This is a genomic window from Streptomyces sp. SM10, from assembly GCF_002910915.1.
Lineage (GTDB): Bacteria > Actinomycetota > Actinomycetes > Streptomycetales > Streptomycetaceae > Streptomyces.
The window spans coordinates 1-12,726 of the sequence record NZ_NEUF01000151.1; the positions used below are offsets into that span (position 1 = coordinate 1).

A 12,726-nucleotide genomic window follows, 5' to 3' on the forward strand; every position below is an offset into this window, starting at 1 on the left:
CCTGGTGGATGGCGGGGTCGTAGCAGGTGCCGTCGCGCCAGCAGGCCCACATCACGCGAAGCCAGGCGCGGGCCAGGATGCGGATGGCGTGGGGGTGTCGTTTCTGGCGGGCTCGGGCGTCGTTGTAGATTTTCGCGGCCCAGTCGCTGCCGTGCCGGCTGTTGTCGGCGAAGGCGGTCAGGGCGACGCGGGCTCTGCGGTTGGTCGCGAAGCGGAAGGCGACGGTGCGGGACTTGCCCGACGCTCGGGTCACGGGGACGACCCCGGCCTCGGCGATGAGCTGCTCGCTGGTGCGGGCGCGTTCCAGGAGCGGGCCGATCTCACCGATGATCTGGCCGAGGCTGACCCTGCCGATGCGCGGCATCGTCGCGAACAGCGGCGCGTAGGTGTGGGTTTCGACCGCCTCGGCGATGGTCTTGTCCAGCGTGCGGATGGTCGTGCGGATGCCCTTCACCAGCTGGACCTGGACCTGGACCAGCTGCTCGACGACTGCCTCGCTGAGGCGGGAGGCCGCCTTCGGGGCCGTCCGCAGGCGTTCGATCAGGACACCTCCGGGCTTCCTGCCGGAGTAGCCGTGGCGCTTGCACCAGGCTTCGAGGCGTCCGGCGGTAAGCCTCGCGGCGGAGGCCGGGGTGGGGTAGCGCTCCAGGAAGGCCATGGCGATGTCGCTGTCGAGGTTGGCGAACACGGCCTTGCCTCCGGGCCAGTGCATGTCCAGCAGCGCGGCAAGCTGGTTGACCGCCGCGATGCGGGCCTCGACGTGGTCGGCGCGGGTCCGGGTGAGGGCCTGCAGATCGAGGGTGGCCTGCTCGGTGGGCTCCAGCCGGGGCAGCAAGTGGCCGTCGGTGCGCAGGTAGTCGGCGAGTTTCATGCTGTCGCCCGCGTCGGTCTTGGCCTTGCTGGCGCCCCAGCGCGGGCGCATGGCGTGGAAGGCGTTGGGATGCACGGGCACCACCGGGTGGCCGGCAACCAGCAGCCGGTCCACGGCCAGGCCGCGGCTGGTCTCGATCATCACGGGCAGATCCGCCGGGGCTCCGTGCTTCCCCAGCCGGGCCAGGGTCCTGGCGAATCCCTCTTCGGTGTGGGCGAACTCCCACCGGTCCACGCGTTTTCCGGCGTCGTCCATGACGGTGACGTCATGGGTCTCGGTCGCCCAGTCCCATCCGATGAACACGAAAGAAGTACTCCTGTGACGTCGACGGAGCACCTGCCCGGTGGTGGTGAGGTCGTCTGCCGGGAGCTCATTAATCGGCCCTCTGCGGGGCGTGTCCCTGAAGCCGATCAGACGGCCTCGGCCCGGCGGGGCTGGCGGAACTCATGCTGGCCGTCGAACGGCTCGCACTACTGGCCATGCACCCACCGGGACCGAGAGGTCACAACCCTACCGAAGAGGGCTGCAGAAGGGATGGTCCTCTAATGAGCACGACGACTCTGACGCCCGCCCCCACCGACGCGGCCGCAACCGCCACGGTCCTCCACGACGAGGGACGGATCGGGCTGCGGAACAACCTGCGGCACATCGGCGCCCTGGTGCGGCGCAACCTGCTCCAGATCAAGAAGGATCCGGAGTCGATGTTCGACGCGCTCCTGATGCCGGTCATCTTCGTGCTGCTGTTCGTCTACGTCTTCGGCGGCTCGGTCGGCAGCAGCATGGGCGGCGACCGTCAGGACTACCTGAACTACCTGATCCCCGGGCTGATGGCGATGATGGGCATGAACATCGCCATGGCGGTCGGTTCCGGCGTCAACGACGACTTCCGCAAGGGGGTCATGGACCGCTTCCGCACCATGCCGATCGCCCGGTCCTCGGTACTGATCGCCAAGATCGTGGTCGAACTCGGCCGGATGACCGTCGCCACGCTGATCCTGCTGGGCATGGGCTTCGCGCTCGGCATGGAACTCCACGGGTCGGTGCTCGGGCTGATCGGGGCGATCGCCCTGGCCGCCGCCTTCGGCGCCGCCATCATGTGGATCTTCATCCTGCTCGGACTCACCATGAAGACGGCCCAGGCCGTCCAGGGGATGGGGATGATCGTGATGATGCCGCTCCAGTTCGGCTCCTCCATCTTCGCCCCGACCCAGACGATGCCCGGCTGGCTCCAGACGTTCACCGACTACAACCCGCTCTCCAACCTGGCCGACGCGGCCCGTGGACTGATGATGGGCGGCCCGCTCGGCAACTCGGTCTGGCTGACGCTCGGCTGGACCCTGGTCCTCACCGCGGTGATGGCCCCGCTCGCGGTGTCCAAGTTCCGCAAGGCGTCCTGACGGAATCAGTCCCGGTACGCCTCGACGAGGGCGGTGGCCTCCTCCTGGGAGAGGCCATCGCCCTCGGCGTACGCGGCCTCGTAGGCGGCGTCCCCGAGCACGCCGCGGGCCAGCTCCTCGGCCGCCGCGCAGTCGGCCCGCGCCATGGACGTGGGCACGTGCCCCACCGGCAGCAGCGCCCGGCCGGCCGCCAGCAGCCGTGCCGCGAGGGCGGCCCGGTGCTCGCCCCCGAGCCCTCCCAGCGCCCGCGCCACCGAGAACAGGTAGAGCACCTGCATCTCCGGCGCCACCATCTGCGACAACCGGTCGTCGGCCCGTGCCAGCGCCTCCCGGCTCCGGGCCAGGGCGTCCGCGTACAGCCCGTCCTGGTTGTCCAGCCAGGCCAGACCGCCCATCACGAAGGCCTCGAAGACGCCGACGGCCCCTGACCTGAAGTCCGTCCGCAACACGGTGAGCTGCTCACGGGCCTCGGCGGTGCGGCCGGACATGCCCAGCGACATGGCCAGGAAGAACCGGGCGAACGCCGTCGCCTCGTGCCCCGCGTGCCGTCCCTCGGCGAGCACCTCCCGAAGGATGACCTCGCCCTCGCCACCGCGCCCGAGTTCGGTCAGCGCGGCGGCGTACCGGGTGCGGAGCACCAGCACCTGGGCCCGGGCACCGATCTTCTCCGCGTAGGCGATCGCGGCCTGGTAGTCCTCGGCGGCCCGGGTGTGGTCGCCCGTCTTCTCGTTGGCCTCGCCGCGTGCGGAGAGCGCCTCGGCCGCCCCCCAGTCGTCGCCGAGACGGCCGAAGATCTCCAGGCTCTCGTCGGCGTCCGCGTGGGCCGCCCCCGCCCAGTCGGCGCGGTTGGCCAGCACGTTGGCCCGCATCTGGAGCACGGAGGCGAGCTCCCAGTCGTAACCGAGCCCTCGCGCGGTGCGGACGGTCTCGTCCAGCAGTCCGCGGACGTCGGAGACCTCTCCGGTGAGCATGACGGCGAAGAACCAGAGCGTGCCCAGGCTGCGGCAGGTCTGCGGCTGGCCCGCGCGGTAGGTGGCGGCGATGGTCCTCAGGCGTTCCATGCCGGCCTCGTTCGCCCAGAAGTCCATCGCATGGTCCACGTTGGCCATCTCGAGCAGCGCCACCTGGCGCCGCGCTTCCTGGAGCAGTTCGGGACCCATCGGCGGCGGTGCGTCGGTGCACCGTTCGGTGAGCGAGGGCGCGGTGACGGCGGACGCGCCGAACGGATCGGGGCCGAGCGCTGAGACGGCTTCGGCCCAGTGCAGGGCGTCGGCGCGCAGGTCACGCATCTGCCAGTACCAGGCCAGCGAGAGCACCAGGCAGAGCGACTCCTGCTCGTCGCGGGCGGCGACGGCGCGCCGAAGGGCGGTGCGCAGGTTCTCGTACTCGCGCTCGAAGCGCTGGATGGCGGAGAGCTGCCCGGAGCCCCGGAGTCCGGGATCGGTGGTGCGGGCCAGCTCCCTGTAGTGGACCAGGTGGCGGCGCTCGGCGGCGGCCCGCTCCCCCGCCTCGTCGAGGCGGTCGGCGGCGTACTCGGCGACGGTCTCCAGGAGCCGGTAGCGCATGTCGCCATCGTCGTCCGGGGCGGCGACCACCAGGGACTTGTCGACGAGGGAACCGAGCAGGAGCGGCACGTCCCGGGCGTCGGCCAGGGCCGCCCCGGGCGCGGAGCAGACCTCCTCGGCCGCGGCGAGGCCGCAGCCGCCGGCGCACACGGACAGCCTGCGCAACGCGGCGCGTTCGTCCTCGTCCAGCAGGTCCCACGACCAGTCGACGACCGCGCGCAGGGTCTGCTGGCGCGGCAGCACCGTGCGGCTCCCGCTGGTCAGCAGCCGGAAACGGTCGTCGAGCCGGTCCGCGATCTGGCGGGGGCCGAGCATCCGCAACCGGGCCGCGGCCAGTTCGATGGCCAGGGGGAGCCCGTCGAGGCGCCGGCAGATCTCGGCACAGGCCGCCGCGGTCTCCTCGTCGGCGTCGGCCCGGAAGCCGGGCCGGGCGGCGGCCCCTCGGTCCGCGAACAGGCGCAGGGCCATGGGATCGGGCAACGGGTCGACAGGGCGCACCAGTTCGCCGGGGACGCCGAGGGGCTCACGGCTCGTCGCGAGGACGGTGAGCCCGGGGCAGTGGGCGAGCAGATGGTCGGCGAGCCGGGCCGCGGCCCCGACGACGTGCTCGCAGTTGTCGAGCAGCAGGAGCATGCGCCGGCCGGAGCAGTGCTCGGTCAGGCGGGCGAAGGCGTCCCCTGAGCCTCCTTCGGATCCCCGTTCGACGGCGCGGAGCCCTTCGGCGCCGGCGCCCCGCAGCACGGTCTCGCGGGCGCCGAGGGCGCTGAGCACGGCTTCCGGGACCGCGTCCGGGTCGTCGACCGGGGCGAGTTCCGCCAGCCAGACCCCGTCGGGCCAGGTCGCGGCGGCCGACTCGGCGGCCTCCTGGGACAGCCGGGTCTTGCCCGCGCCGCCGGGGCCGAGGAGGGTGACCAGCCGCGCCCCCGTCAGGTCCTCGCGCAGGGCGGCGATGTCGGCATCACGCCCGACGAAGCTCGTGAGCCGGGCCCGGAGGTTCCCCCGACGCACGGGAGGGGCGGCGGGAGCGGGCTCCGGGGCGGGCGCGTCCTGCCGCAGCAGTTCCGCGTGCAGCGCGCGCAGTGCGGGGCCGGGGTCGGTCCCGAGCCGGTCGGCGAGCAGGGTGCGCACCTCGTCGTAGGCCGAGAGCGCCTGCGCGGTGCGTCCGGTGTCCCGCAGCGCCCTGATGCGGAGGGCCTGAAGGGGCTCGTCCAGTGGGTGGTCGGCGCAGAGCCCGGCGAGTTCCGGCAGGATCTCGCCGGCGCGGCCCTGAGCGAGGGCGGCCTCGGTCCGGGTCCTGCGGGCTTCCAGGCGTCTGGCCTCCCAGCGGGCCGCTGCCACGGCGCGGTCCGGCAGGTCGGCGAGAGCGGGTCCGCGCCACAGGGCGAGCGCCTCGTCGAGGACCGCTGCCGCCTTCACCGCGTCACCGGCCTCCAGCGCCCGGGAGCCCTCCCCCACGAGCCGGTCGAAGCGGTGCAGGTCCACGGCGTCCGGGTCGGCGGCGAGGCGGTAGCCGTCCGCCGCCGATTCGACCGCGTCCCGGCCCAGGGCGCGCCTGAGCCGGCCCACGAGCGCCTGCAGGGCTCCCGGGGCGTCGGCGGGCGGGTCGCCGTCCCACACCTCGTCGACGAGCGCCCCGGCCGGGACCGTACGCCCGGGGCGCAGCGCGAGCACGGTGAGCAGGGCGCGCAGGCGCGCCCCGCCGAGGGAGACGGCCGTGCCGTCTGCGCGGAGGGCGCGGGTGGTACCGAGGATGCCGTAGTGCACGCGCCCATTGTCCGTGACGGCTCCGCCTGCCGAGGAACTACCACCGGACTGTGAGACGTTCTCGCCGTGTCACCCGTACGCTCGGGGGCTCCAACCGCTGTCCAGCCCCTCCAGGAGTGCCGTCGATGACCACCGCGTTCCGCCGACCCAGCGACCGGCGGGTCAGCCCGATCTTCCTCGGGATCGTCGCCGTCATGGCCGTCTCGGGGCTGGCGGTGTGGACGGACTTCGCCGAGCAGACGGGCTTCGCGGTCTTCCTCTTCGTCACCGCGGCCTGGATCGTCTCGCTCTGCCTCCACGAGTACGCGCACGCGCGCACCGCGCTGCACAGCGGCGACATCTCGATCGGGGCGAAGGGGTACCTGACGCTCAACCCGCTGAAGTACACCCATGCCCTGCTCAGCATCGTCCTGCCGGTGCTGTTCGTGATCATGGGCGGCATCGGCCTGCCGGGCGGGGCGGTCTACATCGAGCGGGGCCGCATCAGCGGGCGCTGGAAGCACAGCCTGATCTCGGCGGCCGGTCCCCTGACGAACGTCCTCTTCGCCGTCGTGTGCACGGCGCCGTTCTGGCTGGGCGCCCTGGACGGCGTCCCGCTGACCTTCCGGCTCGCGCTGGCGTTCCTGGCACTGCTCCAGGTGACGGCGGCCATCCTGAACTTCCTGCCGGTCCCGGGGCTCGACGGCTACGGCGTGATCGAGCCCTGGCTCTCGTACGGCGTCCGGCGCCAGGTGGAGCCGTTCGCACCCTTCGGGCTGATCGCGGTCTTCGCGCTCCTGTGGATCCCGGAGGTCAACGGCGTCTTCTTCGACGCGGTGGACGCGCTGCTGCGGGGCCTGGGGGTCAGCGAGGTCGAGACGTACTGCGGGCTCGACACCTACCGCTTCTGGCAGGAGTGGTTCGGCGACCAGGACCCGGGCTGCGCACTGATCCGCTGACCGGCGCCTCAGGCGGCCTCGGCGCGGGACTCCATCCGGTGCCTGCGCACGTAGAACCACGCCATGTTCGAGGAGAGGCCGACCAGCAGCACCCAGACGACGCCCAGCAGGATGCTGCCCTGGACGAAGGAGATCACGGCTGCGGCCACGGCGAGGACGCAGACGGCGATGGCGTAGAAAGCGAGGCGGGGCATGAGGGCTGGTGCTCCTGTCCGGGGATGGTGCGCGGTCCCGTCCAGTGTCCCCCATGCCCGATTCGGCTCCCGGCACGGGCTCACACGTCGGTGGTGCGCAGCCCCGCGTGTGCCTTGTAGCGGCGGTTGACGGAGATCAGGTTGGCCACCAGCGACTCGACCTGGTGCGCGTTGCGGAGGCGGCCGGCGAAGATGCCGCGCATGCCCGGGACGCGGCTCGCGAGCGCCTGCACGGTGTCGGTGTCGGCGCGGGCCTCGCCCAGCACGAGGACATCGGTGTCGATCTCCTCGATCGCCTGGTCCTGGAGCAGCACCGCCGAGAGGTGGTGGAAGGCGGCGGTCACGCGGGAGTCCGGCAGCAGCGCGGCGGCCTGCTCGGCGGCGCTGCCCTCCTCGGGCTTCAGGGCGTAGGCGCCCTTCTTGTCGAAGCCGAGCGGGTTGACGCAGTCGACGACGAGCTTGCCGGCGAGCTCCTCGCGCAGGGACTCGAGCGTCCTGGCGTGGCCGTCCCACGGCACGGCGACGATCACGATGTCGCTGCGGCGCGCGCACTCGGCGTTGTCCGCGCCCTCGACGCCGTGGCCCAGCTCGGCGGCGGCGGCCTCGGCGCGGTCGGCGGCGCGCGAGCCGATGACGACCTTCTGTCCGGCGCGGGCGAAACGGTAGGCGAGGCCCCGGCCCTGGGGGCCCGTTCCACCGAGTACGCCGACGGTCAGGCCGGACACGTCGGGGAGGTCCCAGGGGTCCTTGGCGGGGGGCTTGGGGGCGGAGTCGGGGGCGCTTCCACTGTCATGCGTAGTCATGGCGCCGACCCTACTGCCAGGTAGGAAGGCGGGTCCCTCGTCTCGTCGCGCCGGGACCCACCTCACGCGCGGAGCGGCGCGCCGTTCCCGTTCGGGTGGATGTCCGCGGTCCGGCGGTCAGGGGGGCCGGGCGGGCGGCATGATGCGGGGCCATGGATGCCGTACGTGTCGCGCTGCTGCGTGAGGTGCTCGCCGGGACGGAGTGGCTCTCGGCCGCCCGGGGGTTCGCCCGGACCCTGCGGTCCTCGGTCGTCCCGCGGGGCGGCGGGCTGCTGCTGGTGGGGACCGAGGTCTACGAGCCGTGGCACATGGCCGCGCACCTGGTGGACGAGTCCACCTGGTCGGGTCTGCCGCAGCTGCGGCCCACGCTCGTACGCCACCGGGTGGAGCCGGACGACCCGGCGCACCTGGCCGTCGGTCTGGGCCGGATCGAGGCGGCGGGACGCGGTGAGACGCTGCTCGTGGTGGCGCCGGAGCGCCCGGACGGGGGCCTGCTGGAACGCGTGCACGACGCGCGCCGTGCGGGCGCCACGGTGCTCTCGCTGGACGGCGGCGACCCCGAGGTACGGGGACTCGCCCACGAGGCGCTGACGGTCCGCGACGAGGACGACGTCGACCTGGACACGGTGCAGCACCTGGTCAGCGCGGCGGCCGGGGAGAACGGCGCCCCGTCGCCCCGGGGCCGCCGCACCTTCCGCGACCGCCTCTCCCGCCTGGCGGACCAGCTGACCGCCCCGCCACCGGCACGCTGGTAGCGGGGCACCGGGGCCTCTCTACTCCGTCGGCTCCTCCGGGCGGTCGTGCCACTTCGGGTCGTTCTCCCACTCGAGGTTCCGCTCACGCGCCGTGTCCATCGCGCGCTGCGCCTCCCCCGGGGTGGCGTAGGGGCCGAAGCGGTCCTTCCCCGGGCACTCGGGGCCTTCCTCGACCGATCTGTGTTCCAGGCAGTAGTACCACTCGCCCGGTTTGCCCACCGTGCGCTTCTTGAACAGGGCCATTGCGGGATCCTTTCCTCGTTGCCATGGTGCCCCGAGTGCGCTGGTTAGACTCGCTGACATGTCTGGCCAGTCGCTTCTCGCACCAGGGGAGATCACTCCCGTCCGTTCCGTCCCCGGAAGGATCCGGCGTCCCGAGTACGTGGGGAAGCCCGCCCCCACTCCGTACACCGGGCCGGAGGTCCAGGACCCCGACACCGTGGAGCGCATGCGGATCGCGGGCCGTATCGCGGCCCAGGCGATGGAGGAGGCCGCCAAGCACATCGCCCCGGGGGTCACCACCGACGAACTCGACCGGGTCGCGCACGAGTTCATGGTCGACCACGGGGCGTACCCGTCGACGCTCGGCTACCGGGGCTTCCCCAAGTCGCTCTGCACCTCGCTCAACGAGGTCATCTGCCACGGCATCCCGGACTCGACCGTGCTGCGCGACGGCGACATCGTGAACCTGGACGTCACCGCGTACATCGACGGTGTGCACGGCGACAACAACGCCACCTACCTCTGCGGTGACGTCGACGAGGAGTCGCGCCTCCTCGTGGAGCGCACCCGGGAGTCGCTGAACCGCGCCATCAAGGCGGTGCGGCCCGGGCGGCAGATCAATGTGATCGGGCGCGTCATCGAGTCGTACGCGAAGCGGTTCGGCTACGGGGTGGTGCGGGACTTCACCGGTCACGGGATCAATTCCTCGTTCCACTCCGGTCTGATCATCCCGCACTACGACAGCCCGCACGCGACGACCGTGATGCAGCCCGGGATGACCTTCACCATCGAGCCGATGCTGACGCTCGGGACCCACGACTACGACATGTGGGAGGACGGCTGGACCGTGGTGACGAAGGACCGGAAGCGGACCGCGCAGTTCGAGCACACACTGGTGGTGACCGAGACGGGAGCGGAGATCCTGACGCTGCCGTAGGACGCGCTCGGGACGGCCGCTCTTGCCGACAGGTGGTCGGGAACCTGTTGACTTAGGCAAGCCTAAGCAGGAGGATCAGCCTATCGGTGCGCGGCGGCGTGCACCGATGCCGCCGGTATGCACGTTCTGTCCGGACTTCCCCGTCCCCTCGGTCCCCGGAGGCCCGCCTTGGACTCGACCGCCACCACCACCACACCCTTCTCCACCCTGATCCGCACCGCTTCGCACGAGCAGCACACGGAGGCCGAGTCCTCGACCTTCATGAGCGACATGCTCGGCGGCCGCCTCGGGGTGGAGGCGTACGCGCGCTACACCGAGCAGCTGTGGTTCGTCTACCGGGCACTGGAGGACGGCGCGGAGACCCTGAGCGAGGACCCGGTCGCCGGACCCTTCGTCCAGCCGGAGCTGATGCGCGCGGCCGAGCTGGAACGCGACCTCACCCATCTGCGGGGCGAGGGGTGGCGCGTGGGCCTGGAGCCGCTGCCCGCCACCGCCGCGTACGCCGCACGGGTCGCCGAGTGCGCCCGCGAGTGGCCCGCCGGATACATCGCCCACCACTACACCCGCTACCTCGGGGACCTCTCGGGCGGCCAGATCATCCGCTCCACCGCGGAGAAGACCTGGGGCTTCGAGCGCAAGGGCGACGGGGTGCGGTTCTACGTGTTCGAGCAGATCCCCAACCCGGCCGCCTTCAAGCGGGGCTACCGCGAGCTGCTGGACGCGGTGAACGCCGACGACCTGGAGAAGCAGCGCATCGTCGACGAGTGCAAGCGCGCCTTCGCGCTGAACACCGCCGTCTTCCGCGACCTCGGCGAGGTCTTCCCGCTCAGCGCGTAGGGCCGGGCGCCCGGATCAGGACGCGACCACCAGAAGGACGCGGCCCCCGACCTCCATCGTGCCGTCCGGCGCGGGTGCGGTGAGGATCTGGGAGCCGCGTCCCTGTGTGATGTTGAGGGCGCGGCCGAGCTCCGCGCTCAACAGCATGGCCGCGGCGCCCGTCGCCTCGTCCTCGTCGATCACCCCGCTGCAAGCCCCGGCTCCACCGGAGCGGGTGTCGCCGCACTCACCAGGGCGGCGCGGGAAGGCCCGCGCCCGAACCCGGCCGGCGGCCTCGTCCTCCCAGGCCCAGACGTAGAGCCAGCCCTCACCGGGCGGCGGCCCCGTCAGCGCCTCGACCTCCGCGACCGAGGCGTACCGCTCCAGCGTCCTCGGCGGCACCCACTCGGGGCGGGCCGTGATCCAGGTGAACTCGCCGTCCTGGCGCGCGGTCACGTCCCCCACCGTCAGCTCCAGGACCTCCAGGTCCAGCAGCCAGGCGGCGCCGACGAGCGGGTGCCCCGCGAACGGCAGCCGCAGTCCGGGGGTGCGGATGTCGACGGTGCCGCGCTCCGGGTCGTCCACGAAGACCGTCTCGCTGAAGCCGAGCTTCCGCGCGAGCGCCTGCCGGGACTCGTTGTCGGGGTACCTGCGCCCGTCGCGTACGACGCCGAGCGCGTTGCCGTGCCGGCCGTCCGGGCCGCAGAACACGCGCAGCACGTCGATGCCCGCGGGTACGTCGTAGTCGTTCACCGGGCCATTCAAGCACCGCCCGGCACCCCCTCACGCCAGAGGCCGTACCGGCACGACATGCCGGTACGGCCCCTGTTCCCCGGGGACGGGGTCAGACGGTGCGGCGGCGGCGCGCGGCGATCACCACGCCCGCGCCGGCGGCCACGACGACACCGGAGGCGGTGATCAGGGTGCCGTCGGGAGGCCGGCGCCCGTGGAGGCGAGGGAGCTCGAACCGCCGGCCGTGCCGCCCGCCGAGGTGTTCACGGACACGCTGCTCGGCGAGGCGTACCGGCAGCCCGTCGAGGCGCTCCCCCACCCGCGGACCGGGGTGCCGCTCGTCGTACCGAAAAGGATTGCTTGACCCTCCCTTGACCTTCCTGTGGGTTTCCCGTGGGAGGACCGTGACCAGGTTGTTTCCGAGATGCCCCGATGAGACCCGAATCACAGCAAAGGCGGGTACAAGTTAAGTAAGGCTCGGCTAAGTTAAGGCCGCCTCACCCGCTGTTCCGAACCTTTCCCGTGGAGCCCCTATGCAAGCCGTTCGTTTCTCCGTCGTCACCGCTGCCGCGACGGTGGCCGCTCTGACCGCTGTGACGGGCTGCGCCGAGAAGAGCGACGGCAAGGGGGACGGTGCCGTCCAGGTGATCGCGAAGGACGACTCCTGCGAGGTGTCCACGAAGAAGATCCCCGCCGGCCACGTCGAACTCGCCGTGGAGAACCAGGGGTCCAAGGTCACCGAGGTCTACGTCCTCTTCCCGGACGACCGGATCGTCACCGAGCGGGAGAACATCGGCCCGGGCACCAAGGCGAAGATCACGGCCGAGATCAAGGCCGGCTCGTACGAGATCGCCTGCAAGCCCGGCATGAAGGGCGACGGCATCCGGCAGACCGTCGAGGTCACCGGCGGCAAGGCGGCCGCCCGCAGCCCCGAGATGGACGAGGCCGTCGCCGGCTACCGCACCTACGTCCAGGCCCAGGCCGACCAGACGCTGCCCAAGGTGAAGGTCTTCACGGACGCCGTCGCCGCGGGCGACGTCGAGGCGGCGAAGAAGGCGTACGCCGACTCCCGCATCGGCTGGGAGCGCACCGAGCCGGTCGCCGAGTCCTTCGGCGACATCGACCCCAAGGTCGACGTCCGCGAGGACGGCCTGGAGGACGGCCAGAAGTGGACCGGCTGGCACCGCCTGGAGAAGGCGCTGTGGCAGGACGGCAAGCTGGGCCCCGAGGAGAAGGCGCTCGCGCCGACCCTCTACAAGGACCTGCTGGACTGGCAGAAGCGGGTCGGTCGGGCCGACATCACACCGACGTCGATGGCCAACGGCGCCAAGGAGCTCCTCGACGAGGTCGCCACCGGCAAGGTCACCGGCGAGGAGGAGCGCTACAGCCACACCGACCTCGTCGACTTCAAGGCGAACGTCGAGGGTGCGGAGAAGTCCTACGAGCTCCTGAAGCCGGTCGCCTCGAAGAACGACGCCGCGCTGACCGACTCGCTCGACAAGCGGTTCGCCGCCCTGAACACGCTGCTCGACAAGTACCGCACGGACAAGGCGTCCTACGACTTCACCTCGTACGACAAGGTCGGCGAGGCGGACCGCAAGGAGCTCTCCGACGCCGTCAACGCACTCGCCGAACCGCTGTCCAAGCTGGCCGCAGCGGTCACCAAGTAACGGGGGCCGGTCATGACCGAAGCGCAGGACACGGACAGGGACGTCGCCCCCGCCCCGTCACG

Annotated in this window: 13 protein-coding genes; 6 read left to right on the plus strand and 7 right to left on the minus strand. The window is 71.9% G+C overall.

The window, feature by feature from the left end; all coding sequences use genetic code 11:
- Positions 1-1,174, minus strand: a 1,174-nt coding sequence (locus tag B9S57_RS23975) for an IS110 family transposase (RefSeq protein WP_103514727.1), incomplete at its 3' end; no start/stop codon positions are given.
- 242 nt (positions 1,175-1,416) lie between these two features.
- Between B9S57_RS23975 and B9S57_RS23980 the strand changes: the two genes are divergently transcribed.
- Positions 1,417-2,268, plus strand: a complete 852-nt coding sequence (locus tag B9S57_RS23980) for an ABC transporter permease (RefSeq protein ID WP_103517675.1) — start codon at positions 1,417-1,419, stop codon at positions 2,266-2,268.
- Positions 2,269-2,273: 5 nt separating this feature from the next.
- Here the strand turns inward: B9S57_RS23980 and B9S57_RS23985 are convergent, their stop codons facing one another.
- A complete protein-coding gene (locus tag B9S57_RS23985; RefSeq protein ID WP_103517676.1) occupies positions 2,274-5,597 on the minus strand; it encodes a BTAD domain-containing putative transcriptional regulator in 3,324 nt (1,107 codons plus the stop codon).
- Between the two features lie 125 nt (positions 5,598-5,722).
- On the opposite strand from B9S57_RS23985, the gene B9S57_RS23990 reads away from it, so the two are divergent.
- Positions 5,723-6,535: a site-2 protease family protein gene (locus B9S57_RS23990; RefSeq protein ID WP_103517677.1), complete on the plus strand. Its 813-nt coding sequence runs from the start codon at positions 5,723-5,725 to the stop codon at positions 6,533-6,535.
- Between the two features lie 8 nt (positions 6,536-6,543).
- Here B9S57_RS23990 and B9S57_RS23995 read toward each other — a convergent pair whose 3' ends face one another.
- Together B9S57_RS23995 and npdG are read right to left on the minus strand one after the other, a co-directional pair.
- Entirely contained in the window at positions 6,544-6,729 is a 186-nt protein-coding gene (locus B9S57_RS23995; RefSeq protein ID WP_103517678.1) for a hypothetical protein, read from the minus strand.
- An 80-nt stretch (positions 6,730-6,809) separates the two neighbouring features.
- Entirely contained in the window at positions 6,810-7,532 is a 723-nt protein-coding gene (gene npdG / locus B9S57_RS24000; protein WP_103517679.1) for an NADPH-dependent F420 reductase, read from the minus strand.
- 152 nt (positions 7,533-7,684) lie between these two features.
- On the opposite strand from npdG, the gene B9S57_RS24005 reads away from it, so the two are divergent.
- Positions 7,685-8,287, plus strand: a complete 603-nt coding sequence (locus B9S57_RS24005; RefSeq protein WP_103517680.1) for a hypothetical protein — start codon at positions 7,685-7,687, stop codon at positions 8,285-8,287.
- A gap of 18 nt (positions 8,288-8,305) precedes the next feature.
- Here B9S57_RS24005 and B9S57_RS24010 read toward each other — a convergent pair whose 3' ends face one another.
- Positions 8,306-8,530, minus strand: a complete 225-nt coding sequence (locus B9S57_RS24010; RefSeq protein ID WP_103517681.1) for a hypothetical protein — start codon at positions 8,528-8,530, stop codon at positions 8,306-8,308.
- Between the two features lie 58 nt (positions 8,531-8,588).
- Between B9S57_RS24010 and map the strand changes: the two genes are divergently transcribed.
- Positions 8,589-9,446, plus strand: a complete 858-nt coding sequence (gene map / locus B9S57_RS24015; RefSeq protein ID WP_103517682.1) for a type I methionyl aminopeptidase — start codon at positions 8,589-8,591, stop codon at positions 9,444-9,446.
- A gap of 168 nt (positions 9,447-9,614) precedes the next feature.
- Positions 9,615-10,283: a heme oxygenase (biliverdin-producing) gene (locus B9S57_RS24020; protein WP_103517683.1), complete on the plus strand. Its 669-nt coding sequence runs from the start codon at positions 9,615-9,617 to the stop codon at positions 10,281-10,283.
- Between the two features lie 15 nt (positions 10,284-10,298).
- Here the strand turns inward: B9S57_RS24020 and B9S57_RS24025 are convergent, their stop codons facing one another.
- Both B9S57_RS24025 and B9S57_RS36485 read right to left on the minus strand, forming a co-directional pair.
- The gene (locus tag B9S57_RS24025; protein WP_103517684.1) at positions 10,299-11,015 is read right to left on the minus strand and encodes a PhzF family phenazine biosynthesis protein; all 717 of its coding nucleotides are present in this window, start codon (positions 11,013-11,015) and stop codon (positions 10,299-10,301) included.
- A 91-nt stretch (positions 11,016-11,106) separates the two neighbouring features.
- Positions 11,107-11,313: a hypothetical protein gene (locus B9S57_RS36485; protein ID WP_181011448.1), complete on the minus strand. Its 207-nt coding sequence runs from the start codon at positions 11,311-11,313 to the stop codon at positions 11,107-11,109.
- A gap of 214 nt (positions 11,314-11,527) precedes the next feature.
- Here B9S57_RS36485 and efeO point away from each other — a divergent pair, with 214 nt between their 5' ends.
- On the plus strand, positions 11,528-12,664 hold the full coding sequence (efeO, locus tag B9S57_RS24035; protein ID WP_103517685.1) for an iron uptake system protein EfeO: 1,137 nt from the start codon (positions 11,528-11,530) through the stop codon (positions 12,662-12,664).
- Positions 12,665-12,726: the final 62 nt, after the last annotated feature.

What these genes read in the sequence shown, in the direction of transcription:
- map (WP_103517682.1), top strand. Translation starts at nt 8,589, where the DNA reads ATGTCTGGCCAGTCGCTTCTCGCACCAGGGGAGATCACTCCCGTCCGT.
- B9S57_RS24005 (WP_103517680.1), top strand. Translation starts at nt 7,685, where the DNA reads ATGGATGCCGTACGTGTCGCGCTGCTGCGTGAGGTGCTCGCCGGGACG.
- B9S57_RS23980 (WP_103517675.1), top strand. Translation starts at nt 1,417, where the DNA reads ATGAGCACGACGACTCTGACGCCCGCCCCCACCGACGCGGCCGCAACC.
- npdG (WP_103517679.1), bottom strand. Translation starts at nt 7,532, where the DNA reads ATGACTACGCATGACAGTGGAAGCGCCCCCGACTCCGCCCCCAAGCCC.
- efeO (WP_103517685.1), top strand. Translation starts at nt 11,528, where the DNA reads ATGCAAGCCGTTCGTTTCTCCGTCGTCACCGCTGCCGCGACGGTGGCC.
- B9S57_RS23995 (WP_103517678.1), bottom strand. Translation starts at nt 6,729, where the DNA reads ATGCCCCGCCTCGCTTTCTACGCCATCGCCGTCTGCGTCCTCGCCGTG.
- B9S57_RS23990 (WP_103517677.1), top strand. Translation starts at nt 5,723, where the DNA reads ATGACCACCGCGTTCCGCCGACCCAGCGACCGGCGGGTCAGCCCGATC.
- B9S57_RS24010 (WP_103517681.1), bottom strand. Translation starts at nt 8,530, where the DNA reads ATGGCCCTGTTCAAGAAGCGCACGGTGGGCAAACCGGGCGAGTGGTAC.